At 60.0% G+C, this 15,805-nt stretch carries 16 protein-coding genes and 1 pseudogene; 5 read left to right on the plus strand and 12 right to left on the minus strand.

What is annotated here, in order from left to right; all coding sequences use genetic code 11:
• Positions 1 to 967: pseudogene (locus tag QZ190_RS05775) on the plus strand (polyhydroxyalkanoate depolymerase); the annotation flags it as partial.
• Between the two features lie 5 nt (positions 968 to 972).
• A complete protein-coding gene (rsxB, locus tag QZ190_RS05780) occupies positions 973 to 1,662 on the plus strand; it encodes an electron transport complex subunit RsxB (protein WP_291914603.1) in 690 nt (229 codons plus the stop codon).
• Between the two features lie 81 nt (positions 1,663 to 1,743).
• Here the strand turns inward: rsxB and QZ190_RS05785 are convergent, their stop codons facing one another.
• Genes QZ190_RS05785 through scpA form a run of 9 tightly spaced genes read right to left on the minus strand, consistent with a single transcriptional unit; the run spans position 1,744 to position 10,822 of the window.
• On the minus strand, positions 1,744 to 2,226 hold the full coding sequence (locus QZ190_RS05785; RefSeq protein ID WP_291914605.1) for a VOC family protein: 483 nt from the start codon (positions 2,224 to 2,226) through the stop codon (positions 1,744 to 1,746).
• Positions 2,227 to 4,275 (minus strand): acetyl/propionyl/methylcrotonyl-CoA carboxylase subunit alpha, encoded by a 2,049-nt coding sequence (locus QZ190_RS05790; RefSeq protein ID WP_291914607.1) that lies wholly within the window; start codon positions 4,273 to 4,275, stop codon positions 2,227 to 2,229. It lies immediately after the preceding gene.
• Between the two features lie 20 nt (positions 4,276 to 4,295).
• The gene (locus QZ190_RS05795) at positions 4,296 to 5,828 is read right to left on the minus strand and encodes an acyl-CoA carboxylase subunit beta (protein WP_291914609.1); all 1,533 of its coding nucleotides are present in this window, start codon (positions 5,826 to 5,828) and stop codon (positions 4,296 to 4,298) included.
• Positions 5,829 to 5,846: 18 nt separating this feature from the next.
• Positions 5,847 to 6,881 (minus strand): methylmalonyl Co-A mutase-associated GTPase MeaB, encoded by a 1,035-nt coding sequence (meaB, locus tag QZ190_RS05800; protein WP_291914610.1) that lies wholly within the window; start codon positions 6,879 to 6,881, stop codon positions 5,847 to 5,849.
• Positions 6,878 to 7,558, minus strand: coding sequence for a hypothetical protein (locus tag QZ190_RS05805; RefSeq protein WP_291914612.1), 681 nt, complete (start codon positions 7,556 to 7,558; stop codon positions 6,878 to 6,880). The genes meaB and QZ190_RS05805 overlap by 4 nt, the downstream gene beginning before the upstream one ends.
• Positions 7,555 to 7,959: a type II toxin-antitoxin system VapC family toxin gene (locus QZ190_RS05810; protein ID WP_291914614.1), complete on the minus strand. Its 405-nt coding sequence runs from the start codon at positions 7,957 to 7,959 to the stop codon at positions 7,555 to 7,557. Before QZ190_RS05810 ends, QZ190_RS05805 begins: the two co-directional genes overlap by 4 nt.
• On the minus strand, positions 7,959 to 8,213 hold the full coding sequence (locus tag QZ190_RS05815) for an AbrB/MazE/SpoVT family DNA-binding domain-containing protein (protein ID WP_291914616.1): 255 nt from the start codon (positions 8,211 to 8,213) through the stop codon (positions 7,959 to 7,961). The genes QZ190_RS05810 and QZ190_RS05815 overlap by 1 nt, the downstream gene beginning before the upstream one ends.
• Positions 8,210 to 8,593, minus strand: coding sequence for a hypothetical protein (locus QZ190_RS05820; RefSeq protein WP_291914618.1), 384 nt, complete (start codon positions 8,591 to 8,593; stop codon positions 8,210 to 8,212). Before QZ190_RS05820 ends, QZ190_RS05815 begins: the two co-directional genes overlap by 4 nt.
• A gap of 51 nt (positions 8,594 to 8,644) precedes the next feature.
• Positions 8,645 to 10,822 carry a methylmalonyl-CoA mutase gene (scpA, locus tag QZ190_RS05825; RefSeq protein WP_291914619.1) on the minus strand — a complete coding sequence of 726 codons (2,178 nt, stop codon included), beginning with the start codon at positions 10,820 to 10,822 and terminating at the stop codon, positions 8,645 to 8,647.
• 187 nt (positions 10,823 to 11,009) lie between these two features.
• Here scpA and QZ190_RS05830 point away from each other — a divergent pair, with 187 nt between their 5' ends.
• A complete protein-coding gene (locus QZ190_RS05830; RefSeq protein ID WP_291914621.1) occupies positions 11,010 to 11,645 on the plus strand; it encodes a GntR family transcriptional regulator in 636 nt (211 codons plus the stop codon).
• A 48-nt stretch (positions 11,646 to 11,693) separates the two neighbouring features.
• Here the strand turns inward: QZ190_RS05830 and QZ190_RS05835 are convergent, their stop codons facing one another.
• Both QZ190_RS05835 and dusA read right to left on the minus strand, forming a co-directional pair.
• Entirely contained in the window at positions 11,694 to 12,317 is a 624-nt protein-coding gene (locus QZ190_RS05835; protein ID WP_291914623.1) for an FMN-binding negative transcriptional regulator, read from the minus strand.
• 110 nt (positions 12,318 to 12,427) lie between these two features.
• Positions 12,428 to 13,429 carry a tRNA dihydrouridine(20/20a) synthase DusA gene (dusA, locus tag QZ190_RS05840; RefSeq protein WP_291914625.1) on the minus strand — a complete coding sequence of 334 codons (1,002 nt, stop codon included), beginning with the start codon at positions 13,427 to 13,429 and terminating at the stop codon, positions 12,428 to 12,430.
• A gap of 112 nt (positions 13,430 to 13,541) precedes the next feature.
• Between dusA and QZ190_RS05845 the strand changes: the two genes are divergently transcribed.
• The gene (locus QZ190_RS05845) at positions 13,542 to 13,961 is read left to right on the plus strand and encodes an NfeD family protein (protein WP_090139255.1); all 420 of its coding nucleotides are present in this window, start codon (positions 13,542 to 13,544) and stop codon (positions 13,959 to 13,961) included.
• Positions 13,962 to 13,997: 36 nt separating this feature from the next.
• Positions 13,998 to 14,915 (plus strand): stomatin-like protein, encoded by a 918-nt coding sequence (locus QZ190_RS05850; protein ID WP_090139254.1) that lies wholly within the window; start codon positions 13,998 to 14,000, stop codon positions 14,913 to 14,915.
• A 62-nt stretch (positions 14,916 to 14,977) separates the two neighbouring features.
• Here the strand turns inward: QZ190_RS05850 and phbB are convergent, their stop codons facing one another.
• The gene (phbB, locus tag QZ190_RS05855) at positions 14,978 to 15,715 is read right to left on the minus strand and encodes an acetoacetyl-CoA reductase (RefSeq protein WP_291914630.1); all 738 of its coding nucleotides are present in this window, start codon (positions 15,713 to 15,715) and stop codon (positions 14,978 to 14,980) included.
• Positions 15,716 to 15,805 lie beyond the last annotated feature (90 nt).

A 15,805-nucleotide genomic window follows, 5' to 3' on the forward strand; every position in this document is an offset into this window, starting at 1 on the left:
GGGCGGCCCCATCGATGCGCGCAAGTCGCCCACCTCGGTGAACAACCTGGCCACCAACAAGAGCTTCGAGTGGTTCGAAAACAACGTGATCTACCGCGTACCGCCCACCTTCCCAGGCGCAGGCCGCCGCGTGTACCCGGGCTTCTTGCAGTACACCGGCTTTGTGGCCATGAACCCCGACCGCCACGCCACCAGCCACTACGACTATTTCAAGGACCTGATCAAGGGTGACGACGCCAGCGCCGAAGCCCACCGCAAGTTCTATGACGAGTACAACGCGGTGCTCGACATGGACGCCGACTACTACCTGGAAACCATCGCCACCGTCTTCCAGGACTTCAAGCTGGTCAACGGCACCTGGGACGTCAAGGGTGTGGACGGCAAGATCGAGCGCGTGCGCCCGCAAGACATCAAGGGCACGGCTCTGATGACCGTGGAAGGCGAGCTGGACGACATCTCCGGCTCCGGCCAGACCCGTGCAGCGCAAGACCTGTGCAGTGGTGTGCCCGCCAGCGAGCGTCAGCACCTCGAAGTCCAAGGCGCGGGCCACTACGGCATCTTCAGCGGCCGCCGCTGGCGCGACATTGTCTACCCGCAACTGGTCAAGTTCATCCTGAACCACGCCCCCCAAGCCAAGGCCCCAGCGGCCGCGGCCAAGCCCAGTGTGGCGGCTGCAGTTCAACCCGTGGCCAAGTCGGCAGCTGTGGCTGCCCCTGTGGCCGTCAGCCCAGCAGCAAAGCCTGCAACCCAAGCGCCTGTGAAAACGGCTGCCAAAACACCTGTGGCAACGTCCGTGAAAACAGCCGCCAAAGCCAGTGCCCAGCCTGCTGTGAAAGCCACTGTGGCCAAACCCAGCGCCAAACCCGCTGCCAAAACTCCAAGCAAAGCGGTGGCCAAGAGCGCGGCCAAAGCCGTGCCCAACACGGCCGTTAAAACCACTTGGGTGGATGCCAAGAAAAAGGCCTGAGGTCCATGCCCGCCTTGAGCAGCCAAGCGCCTGAGACCCAGGCGCTTTTTCTTGCCCTGAACAATGCCCTGCCCCAAACGCAGTGCACGCGTTGCGGCTATCCGGACTGCGCCAGCTACGCCCAAGCCATGGCCGAGGGGCAAGCGCCCATCAACCAATGCCCACCGGGCGGGCAAACGGGCATTGAACGGCTGGCTGCCATCTCCGGCCAAGCCGTTTTACCCCTCAACCCGGAACACGGCACCGAAGGCCCACGCCATGTGGCCATCATCGACGAGGCCTGGTGCATTGGCTGCACGTTGTGCATCAAAGCTTGCCCGACCGATGCGATTTTGGGGGCCAACAAACTCATGCACACCGTGATCGAGCCTTGGTGCACGGGCTGCGAGCTGTGCATTCCGGTATGCCCAGTCGATTGCATTGCGCTGGAAAACGTGACGGACACGCGCACAGGCTGGGCCGCTTGGTCCGCGCAAGACGCTCAGACAGCCCTCACACGTTACGCGTCACGTCAAAAACGTCTGGCGCATGAGGCGGCCGCCCACCAAGCCCGGCTGATCACCGAGGCTGAGCACACCTTGGCCGACTTGCCTGCCCACACCAAGGGCACCGACAAGGCCCCCGAAGTGGACCGCAAACGCGCCATCATCGAAGCGGCACTGGCCAAAGCAAAAGCCCGTCAGACCGGAGCCTGACGGGCTTTTGAAGAAGCTTGTCGGGGCTGAAGCCACCGACCTGCAAAGTGCTGCAGGCCGGACCTTCAGGCCCCACACCACTCAATGTGCGTGGGTCGCCAACGCCGCAAAGGCCTTGACCACTTCGGGCGGTGCCTGCACCAACTCGATCAACACGCCCTCACCGCCAATCGGGAACTCGTCGTTCGCCTTGGGGTGCAAAAACGTGATATCAAAGCCGGCAGCGCCCTTGCGAATGCCGCCCGGCGCAAAGCGCACACCTTGGGCCGTTAGCCACTCGACCGCGACTGGCAGATCGTCGATCCACAAGCCGATGTGGTTGAGCGGCGTGGTGTGCACGGCGGGCTTTTTCTCAGGGTCCAGCGGCTGCATCAAATCGACCTCGACCTTGAAGGGGCCGGAGCCGATGGCGCAGATGTCTTCGTCCACGTTTTCGCGTTCGCTTTTGAAGGTGCCGGTCACCTCCAGGCCCAACATGTCGACCCAGAGCTTTTGCAGGCGCAGTTTGTCAGGCCCGCCGATGGCGATTTGCTGGACGCCCAGCACTTTGAAGGGGCGCGTCATTTATTCGAACTCCACAATCATCTGGTCCACAGTGAGCGATTCACCTTTGGCAGCCACCACCTTCTTCACCACACCGTCTTGTGCGGCGAAGAGCACGTTTTCCATCTTCATGGCTTCGATGACGGCCACACGCTCGCCGGCCTGCACCTTCTGGCCTGGTTGCACCGACACGTCCACCAACAAGCCGGGCATGGGCGAGAGCACAAAGCGGCTCAGGTCCGGCGGGGCTTTGAAGGGCATGAGCTTGTGCAGCTCGGCCATGCGCGGTGACATCACCAGCGCCTCGATGCGGGTGCCGTTGTGCTGCACTTGCAGGGCCAGCGGGTTCTTCAAGGTGCCGCGCTCGACTTGCGCTGTGAAGGGCTTGCCGTTGCAAGTGCCTTCGATGCGGATGTCGTTCAGGCGGGACTGGCTCTCAATCGCGTAGGTCTTGCCATCCACGGTGATCTGCGCCACACCAGGTTGACCAATGAACTCGTCAACATGGACTTGCACATAGCGGTTGTTGCCGCCTTGGCCCAATTCGACCACGGCGTAGTCTTGGCCCACCTTGACGTCGTAACCGGGCAGCTGGCCGCTGAGGTTGGCGGCACGCTGGCGTGACTTGCGGCGCACAAAGGCGGCCAGTGCGGCCAGAAAGTCATGGTCGTCATGCGGCACGTCTTCGGCGCGGAAGCCTTTGCTGTACTGCTCGGCAATGAAGCCGGTGTTGAAGTCGCCCGACACAAAACGCGGGTGCGCCAGCAAAGCGGCCTGGAAGGGGATGTTGGAGCTGATGCCACGGATCACAAAACCATTCAAGGCTTCGCGCATTTTGGCGATCGCGTCGTTGCGGTCTTTGCCGTGCACGATCAGCTTGGCGATCATCGAGTCGTAAAACATCGGGATCTCGCCGCCATCTTGCACACCCGTGTCCACGCGCACGCCATACAGGTCGGTGGTGTTGCCCTGGAACATGGTTTGGCGAGGCGTCTGGAAACGCACCAGTCGGCCGGTAGAAGGCAAAAAGTTGCGGAACGGGTCTTCGGCGTTGATGCGGCACTCGATGGACCAGCCGTTGCGCTGCACGTCTTTTTGCTCGATCGGCAATTTCTCGCCAGCGGCCACGCGGATCATCATCTCGACCAAATCGAGCCCGGTGATGGCTTCGGTCACGGGGTGCTCCACCTGCAAGCGGGTGTTCATCTCCAAGAAGTAAAAGCTCTGGTCTTTACCGACCACAAACTCCACCGTACCGGCCGACTGGTATTTCACTGCCTTGGCCAGTTGCACGGCTTGCTCGCCCATGGCTTTGCGGGTGGCGTCAGAGATGAACGGCGAAGGTGCCTCTTCGATCACCTTTTGGTGGCGGCGCTGGATCGAGCACTCGCGCTCGTTCAAATAAATCACATTGCCGTGGCTGTCGCCCAGCACCTGGATTTCGATGTGGCGGGGTTCTTCGACAAACTTTTCGATGAACACGCGGTCATCGCCAAAGCTGTTGCGTGCTTCGTTGCGGCAAGAGGTGAAGCCTTCAAAAGCTTCTTTGTCGTTGAACGCCACACGCAGACCTTTGCCGCCGCCGCCGGCTGACGCCTTGATCATGACCGGGTAGCCAATGCCCTTGGCGATTTCGACCGCTTTTTCAGCGGTCTCAATCGCGTCGTTCACGCCGGGAATGCAGTTCACGCCCGCAGCGCCCGCCAGCTTTTTGGATTCGATTTTGTCGCCCATGGCGGCAATCGAAAAGTGGCGTGGGCCGATGAAGGCAATGCCTTCGTCTTCGCAGCGCTTGGAGAACTCGGCGTTCTCGCTCAGAAAACCATAGCCGGGGTGAATGGCTTGTGCACCCGTGGCTTTGGCGGCGGCGATGATTTTGTCAGCGACCAGGTACGACTCACGCGACGCGGCTGGGCCAATCAACACAGCCTCATCGGCCAGCTGCACATGGCGGGCTTCTTTGTCGGCTTCGGAATAAACGGCCACAGTTTGGATGCCCATCTTGTGGGCGGTGGCGATGACGCGGCAAGCGATTTCGCCGCGGTTGGCAATCAGGATTTTGGTAAACATCTTGTTCTTCTCCTTGGCAATCACAGTGGAATGTTCCCGTGCTTGCGCCAGGGGTTCTCGATCTTTTTGTCCTTGAGCATGACCAGCGAGCGGCAGATGCGCTTGCGGGTTTCGTGCGGCTGGATCACGTCGTCGATGAAGCCGCGTGCGCCTGCCACAAAGGGGTTGGCAAAACGGGCTTTGTATTCGGCTTCTTTGGCGGCCAGCTTTTCGGGGTCGCCCTTGTCTTCACGGAAGATGATTTCCACCGCGCCCTTGGCACCCATGACCGCGATTTCGGCATTGGGCCAGGCAAAATTCACGTCGCCGCGCAGGTGCTTGGAGGCCATCACGTCGTACGCACCGCCATAGGCCTTGCGTGTGATGACGGTGATTTTCGGCACGGTGCATTCGGCGTACGCGTACAGCAGCTTCGCGCCGTGCTTGATGATGCCGCCGAACTCCTGGCTGGTGCCGGGCATGAAACCGGGCACGTCGACGAAAGTGATGACGGGGATGTTGAACGCATCGCAAAAACGCACAAAGCGGGCGGCTTTGATGGAGCTCTTGATGTCCAGACATCCGGCCAGCACCAAAGGCTGGTTGGCCACGATGCCTACCGTCTGGCCTTCCATGCGGGCAAAGCCAATCAGGATATTCTTGGCGTAGTCGGGTTGCAGCTCGAAAAAGTCACCCTCGTCCACGGTCTTGACGATGAGTTCCTTCATGTCATAGGCCTTGTTGGGGTTCTCGGGCACCAAGGTGTCCAGGCTCATGTCCAGGCGGCTCGATGGGTCACCGCTGGGGCGCACAGGCGCTTTTTCGCGGTTATTCAGCGGCAGGTAGTTGTACAGACGGCGCAGCATCAGCAAAGCTTCCACGTCGTTTTCAAACGCCATGTCGGCCACACCGCTCTTGGTGGTGTGGGTCAGCGCGCCACCCAACTCTTCGGCTGTGACTTCTTCATGCGTCACGGTCTTGACCACTTCAGGGCCGGTCACGAACATGTAAGACGTGTCCTTGACCATGAAGATGAAGTCGGTCAAAGCAGGCGAGTAAACCGCACCGCCTGCTGAAGGGCCCATGATCATGCTGATCTGCGGCACCACGCCGCTGGCCATCACGTTGCGCTGGAACACGTCGGCATAACCACCCAAAGACGCCACGCCTTCTTGAATACGCGCACCGCCCGAATCGTTCAGGCCAATCACCGGCGCACCGACCTTCATGGCCTGGTCCATGATCTTGCAGATCTTCTCGGCGTGTGTCTCCGACAAAGCGCCGCCGTACACCGTGAAGTCCTGGCTGAAGACAAAGACCAAGCGGCCATTGATCATGCCGTAGCCCGTCACCACGCCGTCGCCGGGAATCTTGTTGTCTTGCATGCCAAAGTCGGTGCAGCGGTGCTCCACGAACATGTCCCACTCTTCGAAGGTGCCTTCGTCGAGCAGCACTTCGATGCGCTCACGCGCAGTGAGCTTGCCTTTGGCGTGCTGCGCGTCGATGCGCTTTTGCCCGCCGCCCAAGCGGGCCGCAGCGCGCTTTTTTTCCAGTTGTTCAAGGATGTCTTGCATGGTGGTTCTCTCTTTTCTTCAGGAAGATGGGGTTTCGCTCTGCGCCTGGTAAGCACTGAGCAGTTGACGGGCCGCAGTAGACGCGGCGAGCTGGCCCGCCGCGACTTGTTGGCTGAGTTGGGGCAGCAGCGTTTGCACACGCGGCTGCGCCCGAAAATTGTGTTTGAGCCCGGCGTCGATGCGCTCCCACATCCACGACAGGGCTTGTTGCTGGCGGCGCAAGGTCAGTCGGCCATTGGCCGTTTGCAGGCTTCGGAACTCGCTGACCGCCGCCCAAAAGCTGTCCACGCCTTGGCCGAGCAAAGCGCTCAGCTGCACCACCTTGGGGTGCCACTGCGTGGTGTCGGCATGCGCATGGCCCGATCCGCCGTGCATGCCCAAGAGCTGCAAGGCGCTGGTGATCTGCAACTCGGCGCGGGTGGCGGCGATGGCATCAATGTCGGCCTTGTTGATGACCACCAAATCGGCGATTTCCATCACGCCTTTTTTGATGGCCTGCAAATCGTCGCCCGCATTGGGCAGCTGCATCAGCACAAACATGTCGGTCATGTTGGCCACCGCCGTCTCGGACTGGCCCACGCCCACGGTTTCCACAATCACCACGTCATAACCCGCCGCTTCGCAAACCAACATGGACTCGCGGGTTTTTTCGGCCACGCCACCCAAAGTGCCGCTGCTGGGGCTGGGGCGGATGTAAGCGCGCTCGTGCACGCTGAGCAACTCCATGCGGGTCTTGTCGCCCAGAATCGAGCCGCCCGACACGGTGCTCGACGGGTCCACCGCCAGCACCGCCACGCGGTGGCCTTGACCGATCAGGTACAGGCCGAGCGCCTCGATGAAAGTGGACTTGCCCACGCCGGGCACACCGCTGATGCCCAACCGGAACGAGTTGCCGGTGTGCGGCAGCATGGCCGTGAGCAACTCGTCGGCCTGAGCGCGGTGGTCGGTGCGGGTGGATTCGAGCAGCGTGATGGCTTTGGCCATGGCGCGGCGTTGGGCAGGCGCAGGGCCGTGCAGCAAACCTTGCAACAACTGATCAGGCGTCTTATTCAAAAATTGACCCTCGCAGTTAACTCTTGACTATCGCAACTGCGAAAGTATCCAAAACGAGCCCCAATGACTGTTTCGCCTGTGCAATCTGCAACGATGTGGGAGTCAACACTGATGCCTTGCCAATCTAGAACCGCGACCAGAGCTGCAAATGAATTCATCAGGTTAGCCAGATTCGCTTGTATAAATTCTTTTTCACGATCATGTTTTACCGCGTTGTAGCTCTTGTAAAAAATCGGGCTGGGGTCTTGCCCATTTTCAAAACTCTCCAACGGGAAAATAGGAGTTTCACTTACTCCCCAGTCATGAAAATAAAATTTGTAGTCGGACAATTTGGGGCTACTGGAAGCCGTCGAGCAGCCGTCATGCAAGCAGCAACCAAATTGTTTGTTGAGCTGGGCATAGTCGTCAATTTTCCAATCAAGCTCCCTACCCTCCCTAGACCTTCTAACTTGAAAATCAAGTCTCCGGCAAGCCAACTTACAAACTGACTCAAACTCCGTACACACACGTAAAAACAATTGATAAATTTGATGACCAAAACAAGCTGCATTCGCTTGCACAGGCTCAACGTACTCAAATATCTTGAGTAAATCGTTACCTAACAAAACGTATGCACGTTGGTGATTGCGTATCTCACTGGGCGTCAGCGAGTCCCATGAATTCGTGACTTGACTCATAACACCCAGTTCTCCAACTTCAAGCCCTCAATCCGCTCAAACTCCCGCGTGTTGTTGGTCACACAAACGGCATCCAAAGCCAAGGCGTGACAGCCAATCAACAAGTCCAACTCACCAATGCTTTTGCCAGTTGAGCGCAGCGCGTGTTGTTGGCGGGCGAAGTGCCACATGGCGTCTTGCGTCCAGGGCAAGACGCGCACTTCGCTCAGGAACAATTCCAGCACCTTGCGGTTGCGCGCTTTTTGATCGCTTTTTTCCACGCCATAAGCCAACTCGGCGGCAACAAGTGCGGACAACACCACACGGTCAGACCCCAGTTCGTTCAGGCGCGCCAAGACATTGGGCACGCCACGCTGGATGTAGATCACCATGTTGGTGTCGAGCATGTACAGGGAAGACATCAGTCGAGGCTTTCGATGTCGTCCGGTGGCAACGTGTGCTCGCGCTCGATTTCTTCAGGCATGCCATCCCAGCCGCTCAAAATGGCTTGCAAGCGCGTACCCCACTCGCCCGGTTCGTCCTTTTTGGGGCGAAGAATGACGGTGTTGCCCACCTTCTCAATGAACACCTCGGCGGTGTCAAAGCGATAGGCTTTGGGCAGGCGCACCGCTTGGCTGCGGCCTGTGGTGAAAATTTTGGCGGTGTCTGTGATCATGGTGCCGACCCTTTTTTGGTAGATACCAAATCATACCTACCATTTTGAAAATCACCAACCGCTTGTGGTGACGCTGTGGGCTCCAACTGGCGTCCTTGTTTTTGGGCCTCTTGATAGGCCAGCCAATCGTCTTGGTTTGATACGCGCTGGGCCTTGAGCTTGGAACGGATGGCCAACTTGGTCGCCGACAGGTGCTCCATGCTTTCTGGCAAAACTTCCCCGTGCCGTGATGGCTGAAACGGCAAGCCGTCTTCTTTGGCTTGCGCCAAAGCCTGCTCCACCGCCGAAACGATGAACTGAGACGGGCTCACGCCTAAACGACGAGCGGCCTGTTCCAGCTCAGTTTCGATCAAGGGTTCAAGTTGAACGGAGTACAGCATGGAGAACCGATGGAATCTGTGGTCAATACCGTTTCAGGGCATCCGCCAGCATCAATCCAAAGCCTTCTTGATCTGCTCAAGCACATCCTTGGCGCTGACCGGGATCGGGGTGCCGGGGCCGTAGATGCCTTTGACGCCGGCTTCGTAGAGCATGTCGTAGTCCTGGCGCGGGATCACGCCGCCCACGAACACGATGATGTCGTCGGCGCCTTGTTTCTTGAGTTCGGCAATGATGGCGGGCACCAATGTTTTGTGTCCTGCAGCGAGTGTCGAAACGCCCACGGCGTGCACGTCGTTTTCAATGGCCTGGCGGGCGCACTCTTCGGGGGTCTGGAACAGCGGGCCCATGTCCACGTCAAAACCCAGGTCGGCAAACGCGGTGGCGACCACTTTGGCGCCCCGGTCGTGGCCGTCCTGGCCGAGTTTGGAGATCATCACGCGGGGGCGGCGACCTTGCGCGTCGGCAAAGGCGGCGATGTCGGCCTTGAGCTGGTTCCAGTATTCCATGGTGTCTCCCACGTTTTCGCCGTCGTCATAAGCCGCAGCGTAGACGCCCGTGACCTTTTGGGTGTCGGCGCGGTGGCGACCAAAGGCTTTTTCCAGCGCGTCCGACACCTCGCCTACCGTGGCGCGCAGGCGCACGGCTTGGATGGACAGGTCAAGCAAGTTGCCTTGACCCGATTCGGCAGCGGCGCTCAGCGCGTCCAACGCGGCCTGCACCTTGGCGCTGTCGCGGGTGGCACGGATGGCTTTGAGGCGTTCGATCTGGCCGTCGCGCACACGAACGTTGTCGATCGACAGCGTCTCGATCGGGTCTTCTTTGGCCAGCTTGTATTTGTTCACGCCCACGATGACGTCTTTGCCGGAATCGATGCGCGCCTGCTTTTCAGCCGCCGCTGCTTCGATCTTGAGCTTGGCCCAACCACTGCCCACGGCCTTGGTCATGCCACCCATGGCTTCGACTTCTTCGATGATCGCCCAAGCCTTGTCGGCCATCTCTTGCGTCAGGCTCTCCATCATGTAAGAACCCGCCCAAGGGTCGATCACGTTGGTGATGTGGGTCTCTTCCTGGATGATGAGCTGCGTGTTGCGCGCGATGCGAGAGCTGAATTCGGTGGGCAAGGCAATCGCCTCGTCAAACGAATTGGTGTGCAGCGACTGCGTGCCGCCGAACACGGCCGCCATGGCCTCGATGGTGGTGCGCACCACGTTGTTGTAGGGGTCTTGCTCGGTGAGCGACCAGCCCGAGGTCTGGCTGTGCGTGCGCAGCATCAGGCTCTTGGGGTTCTTGGCGTCGAAGCCCTTCATGATGCGGCACCACAGCAAACGGGCGGCACGCATCTTGGCGATTTCCAGATAGAAGTTCATGCCCACTGCCCAGAAGAAGCTCAGGCGGCCAGCGAACTCGTCCACGTCCATGCCCTTGGCAATCGCGGTCTTCACGTACTCTTTGCCGTCGGCCAAGGTGAAGGCCATCTCGAGCGCTTGGTTGGCTCCGGCCTCTTGCATGTGGTAACCCGAGATCGAGATCGAGTTGAACTTGGGCATGTTCTTGGCCGTGTACTCGATGATGTCGCCGATGATCTTCATCGAGGGCTCGGGCGGGTAGATGTAGGTGTTGCGCACCATGAACTCTTTCAGAATGTCGTTCTGAATCGTTCCACTCAGTTTGTCTTGCGAGACGCCCTGCTCTTCGGCCGCCACCACATAACCGGCCAGCACGGGCAACACTGCACCGTTCATGGTCATGGACACACTGACCTTGTCCAGCGGAATCTGGTCAAACAAGATCTTCATGTCCTCGACGGAATCAATGGCCACACCGGCTTTGCCCACGTCGCCCGTCACGCGGGGGTGGTCGGAGTCGTAACCACGGTGCGTGGCCAGGTCAAACGCCACCGACACGCCCTGCCCGCCCGCTGCCAGGGCCTTGCGGTAAAAGGCGTTGGATTCTTCGGCGGTGGAGAAGCCTGCGTACTGGCGGATCGTCCAGGGGCGCACGGCGTACATGGTGGCCTGCGGGCCGCGCAAGAAGGGCTCAAAGCCTGGCAGCGTGTTGGCGTAGGGCAAGTTGGCCGTGTCTTCGGCGGTGTAGAGGGGCTTGACGACGATGCCGTCGGGCGTCTTCCAGTTCAGGGCGTTCACATCGCCACCGGGGGCGGATTTGACCGCTGCTTTTTGCCAGGCTTCCAGGTTGGAAGCGTTGAATTCAAAGGATTTGGATGTCATGGCGCTGTGCTTTCGGGACAAAAATGGCTGAGACGGATTTTGGCAGCCCGGGGCTGCCTACCGGCTTACAAGTACCGTGATTCATAATTATTGATGCAGAATATTTTAACCGGCTTACAATTCAGCATCTGAAACGCCTGACATACCGTTCGGCCAAGCCCGAACAGCATCCCCTCTAAAACAGCCCATGTCCGCCCTGTCCCTCGCCCCCCGTGCCCTGTACGAAGAAGTTGCCGAACTGTTGCGGCAGCGGATTTTTGCGCGCGAACTGGAGCCAGGCAGCTGGATCGACGAGCTGCGCATTGCCGAGGCTCTGGGCATCAGCCGCACGCCTTTGCGCGAAGCGCTGAAGGTGCTGGCGGCCGAAGGCCTGGTGACCATGAAGGTGCGCCGGGGCGCTTATGTGACCGAAGTGAGTGAGAAAGACCTGCGCGACGTCTACCACCTGCTGGCCTTGCTCGAATCGGACGCGGCCCGCGTGGTGGCGCAAAACGCCAGCACCGAGCAGATGGAGCAGATCAGCGCTTTGCACGCGGACCTGGAAAAAGCCACCCACGACCGGGACCGCTTTTTCGAAATCAACGAAGCCTTTCACATGCTGCTGCTGGAGTTGGCCGACAACCGCTGGCGCGACCAAATGGTGGCCGACCTGCGCAAGGTGATGAAGCTCAACCGCCACAGTTCACTGTTCAAAGAGGGCCGCATTGAGCAGTCCCTGGCCGAGCACAGGGCCATCGTGCAGGCCCTGATCGAACGCCAGCCTGAGCAGGCGGCCGAGCGCATGTCCGCGCACTTCATGAACGGCCTGCAGGCCGCTCAATAAGCGATCAACGTCCACCAGGCCTCAACAGTCTGGGTCTTTGACGGAAGATCAGCCCGCCTCCCGCATCGCTTTGCCCAAAGCTTCCGCGCCCTTGGTCAGCAGGGTGTCGGCGGCGTTCAGGCGATCCCGCGCCTCACGGTTTTGGCTGAGCTTGGCCTTGGCCTCGATGCGCTGGATCTCCACCTGAATGCCAACCACCGCCTTGAGCATTTGGGCAATGTATTCGGGCGGCGAATCGCCCATTTTCCAGGGCCGAGGCTCGGAAGCCTCATGTTCACGGGTCAGCCGCGCCACAACGCCACGGACGAACTTTTCCTCGTCCATCACCGTCAGCCGACCATGGACATGCACAACTTCGTAGTTCCAGGTGGGCACCTGCCTGTGGGTTTCGTGTTTGCTCGGATACCAGTTGGGCGAGATGTAGCTCTCGTTGCCTCGAAAAATCACCAGCACATCTGCACCGTCCTGGCATTGCTGCCACACCGGGTTGGCGCGCGCAACATGCGCTGTCAACAACCCATGCGCCCCCTGACTGGCGTCAAACTCAAAGGGAATGTGGTTGGCATCGAGCCCGTCGGGCCCCAGCGTGACCAGGGCTCCGAGCGGGTGCTCCCGGATGATGGTGTGGATGTCTTGCGGATTCTTGATGAGGAAATGGGCAGGGATGTACATCGGATCGGCTCAAATGGTGAATAAGCAGAGTGCACCATCTTGCCATCGAATCTACGACTGGATTCCGGATGAGAGATGACCGTCTATCCAGGCGCTTGCCAAAAAGCCCCTCAGTCGGTCACCACCGCGCCGCGCGCCAGTGCCGCACGGGCCAAAGCCCAGACCTCACGCGGGGGCAAGGGCTTGAGTTTGTGGTCGCTCCAGACCTGCCGCCACAAACGCCCGCCGCGCTGCCCGTGGTACAGGCCCAACATGTGCCGCGCGATCGCATACCAAGGGCAGCCGTCTTCGGCAAATGCGCGTTCCATATAGGTCACCATGGCCTCTTCGACCGCTTCCCGGCTGGGCACTTCGTGGGCATCGCCATAAAACGCGCCGTCCCAGCTGCCCAACAGCCAAGGGTTGTAGTACGCCTCGCGCCCGACCATCACACCATCGGCGTGCTGCAAATGCAGGGCAATTTCTTCGTTGGTCTTGATGCCGCCGTTCACGGCGATCAGCAGCCCCGGAAAGTCTTTTTTGAGTTGGTAGGCCAGCTCGTAACGCAGCGGCGGAATCTCGCGGTTTTCCTTTGGAGAGAGGCCATCGAGCCAGGCATTGCGGGCGTGCACGATGAAGACTTTGCAACCGGCATCGCTCACCGTGCCCACAAAGTCGCGCACAAAGTCGTAGCTTTCGATGCGGTCAATGCCGATGCGGTGCTTCACCGTGACCGGCACATCCACCACATCGAGCATGGCTTTCACGCCATCGGCCACGGTGCGCGGCTCGTTCATCAGGCAAGCACCAAATGCACCGCGCTGCACACGGTCACTGGGGCAGCCGCAGTTGAGGTTGATCTCGTCGTAGCCCCACTCCTGCCCCAACTTGGCGGCGTGGGCCAAATCGGCGGCGTCGCTGCCGCCCAGTTGCAGGGCCACGGGGTGCTCTTCGGCGTTGAAGCGCAGGTGCCGCTGCACACTGCCGTGGCGCAGTGCACCGGTGGTCACCATCTCGGTGTAGAGCAAGGTGTGGCGGGTCAGCAGGCGGTGGAAAAACCGGCAATGCCGGTCAGTCCAATCCATCATGGGGGCGACCGACAAGCGCCAGCGTTGGGGTTCGGGGAAATGCATGGGGGCTGATTATCCTTGGCTTGTGGCGGACTTGGCCCCGGCGCTGGGTGGTCGGCGTATAAAGACAGAAATTCAAGCCCGACAATACGGGGGACAAGCTGAAGGAGGCGAAATGAGCAATGCAACGATGTGGTGGGTGCTGACCGGCGTGCTGGTGGCACTGGAGTTGGTGACGGGTACTTTTTACCTGCTGATGCTGAGCCTGGGGTCTGTGGCGGCGGCGCTGGCAGCGTTGGCCGGTTATGGCCTGAGCACCCAACTGGTGGCTGCGGCCATCGTCGGCGGCTTGGGGGCTGTGCTGCTGGGCCAATGGCGCAAACGCCAGACCACCACGCCCCAAGAAGCCCAGGACCAACATCTGGACCTGGGCGCCACGGTGCAGGTCGATGCCTGGGATGCCCAAGGCACCGCTCAAGTCAAACACCGGGGCGCTTCTTGGACCGCGGTGCTGGCCCCAGGCCAAACCGCCACGCCGGGCGTTTACCGCATTCAGGCCATGGCGGGCAACCGCCTGGTCCTCGAGAAAATCTGAGCACACCGCTCGCAACACCGAAAAGGGAGAAAAACTATGGAAGTCGCAGCCGTCCTCGTGATCATCGCGATCCTGTTCATCGTCAAGACCGTCAAGGTCGTGCCCCAACAAGAGGCCTGGGTGGTCGAAAGGCTGGGCAAATTCCACGCCAGCCTGGCCCCGGGTCTGAACTTTGTGGTGCCGTTTGTGGACAACGTGATCCAGAAACACAGCCTGAAAGAAATTCCGCTCGACGTGCCCAGCCAGATTTGTATCACGCGTGACAACACGCAGCTGCAGGTCGATGGCATTTTGTACTTTCAAGTCACTGACCCCAAGCTGGCCAGTTACGGATCGTCCAACTACATCGTGGCCGTGACCCAATTGGCGCAAACCAGCTTGCGCAGCGTGATCGGCAAGCTGGAACTGGACAAGACCTTTGAAGAGCGCGACATCATCAATGCGCAGGTGGTGGCCGCCATCGACGAAGCGGCGCTCAACTGGGGCGTGAAGGTGCTGCGTTACGAGATCAAGGACCTGACACCGCCCAAAGAAATCTTGCTGGCCATGCAGTCGCAAATCACGGCCGAGCGAGAAAAGCGCGCGCTGATCGCCGCCTCCGAAGGCCGCCGCCAGGAGCAGATCAACATCGCCACGGGCGAGCGCGAGGCCTTCATTGCCCGCTCAGAGGGCGAAAAACAAGCCGCCATCAACAAAGCCCAGGGCGATGCGGCCGCCATCACCGAAATGGCCAATGCCACGGCCCAAGCGATTGAGCGGATTGCCACCGCCATCCGTCAGCCCGGGGGCGAACAAGCCGTGCAGCTCAAGGTGGCCGAGCAAGCAGTACAGGCCTACGCCAAGGTGGCGCAAGACGCCAAGACCACGCTGATCGTGCCGGGCAACATGACCGAGGTGTCGGGCCTGATCGCCTCGGCCATGCAAATGGTGAGCACGGGCAAACAAGCGGGTTAAAGCGGCCCTGCAGACGCAAAAAACCCGCCGAGGCGGGTTTTTTTGTGGGTACTGCTTGCGCATCAGCCCATGTGCAAACCGCCGTTGACGGCGAAGTCAGCACCGGTGGTGTAGCCACCATCTTCGCTGGCCATCCAGGCGATGATGGACGCGATCTCGCTGGGCTTGCCCAAGCGCTTAACTGGCACGGTGGCCACGATCTTTTCCAACACGTCGGGACGGATGGCGTTGACCATATCGGTGCCGATGTAGCCAGGGCTCACGGTGTTGACCGTGACGCCTTTGGTGGCCAGCTCTTGAGCCAAGGCCATCGAGAAACCGTGCATACCGGCTTTGGCAGCCGAGTAGTTGGTCTGACCGGCCTGGCCTTTTTCGCCGTTGACCGAGCTGATGTTGATGATGCGGCCCCAGCCTTTTTCAACCATGTCGGCAACCACTTGCTTGGTCACGTTGAACATGGAGTCCAGGTTGGTGTTCATCACGGCTTGCCAGTCTTCACGCGTCATCTTCAGGAACATGCGGTCCTTGGTGATGCCGGCGTTGTTGACCAAAACGTCGATCGGGCCGTGCTCGGCTTTGGCCTTGGTGAAGGCTTCCACCGTGGAATCCCAGTCACCCACGTTGCCCACCGAGGCGTAGAAGGTGAAGCCCAGCGCCTTTTGCTCGTCCAGCCATTTGTTGAAGTCACGGGTCGGGCCGCAACCTGCGATGACCTTGAAGCCTTCTTGGTGAAGGCGCTGGCAGATCGCGGTCCCGATGCCGCCCATGCCGCCTGTGACGTACGCTACTTTTTGACTCATGATTGTCTCCTGGTTATGAGTGTGGTGAGATCGTGGAAAACCGCTCAAACCCGCATGATCGGCTGCCCTTATACAACTGGACAGTGCGCC

It is taken from the genome of Limnohabitans sp. (assembly GCF_017848645.1).
GTDB lineage: Bacteria > Pseudomonadota > Gammaproteobacteria > Burkholderiales > Burkholderiaceae_C > Limnohabitans_A.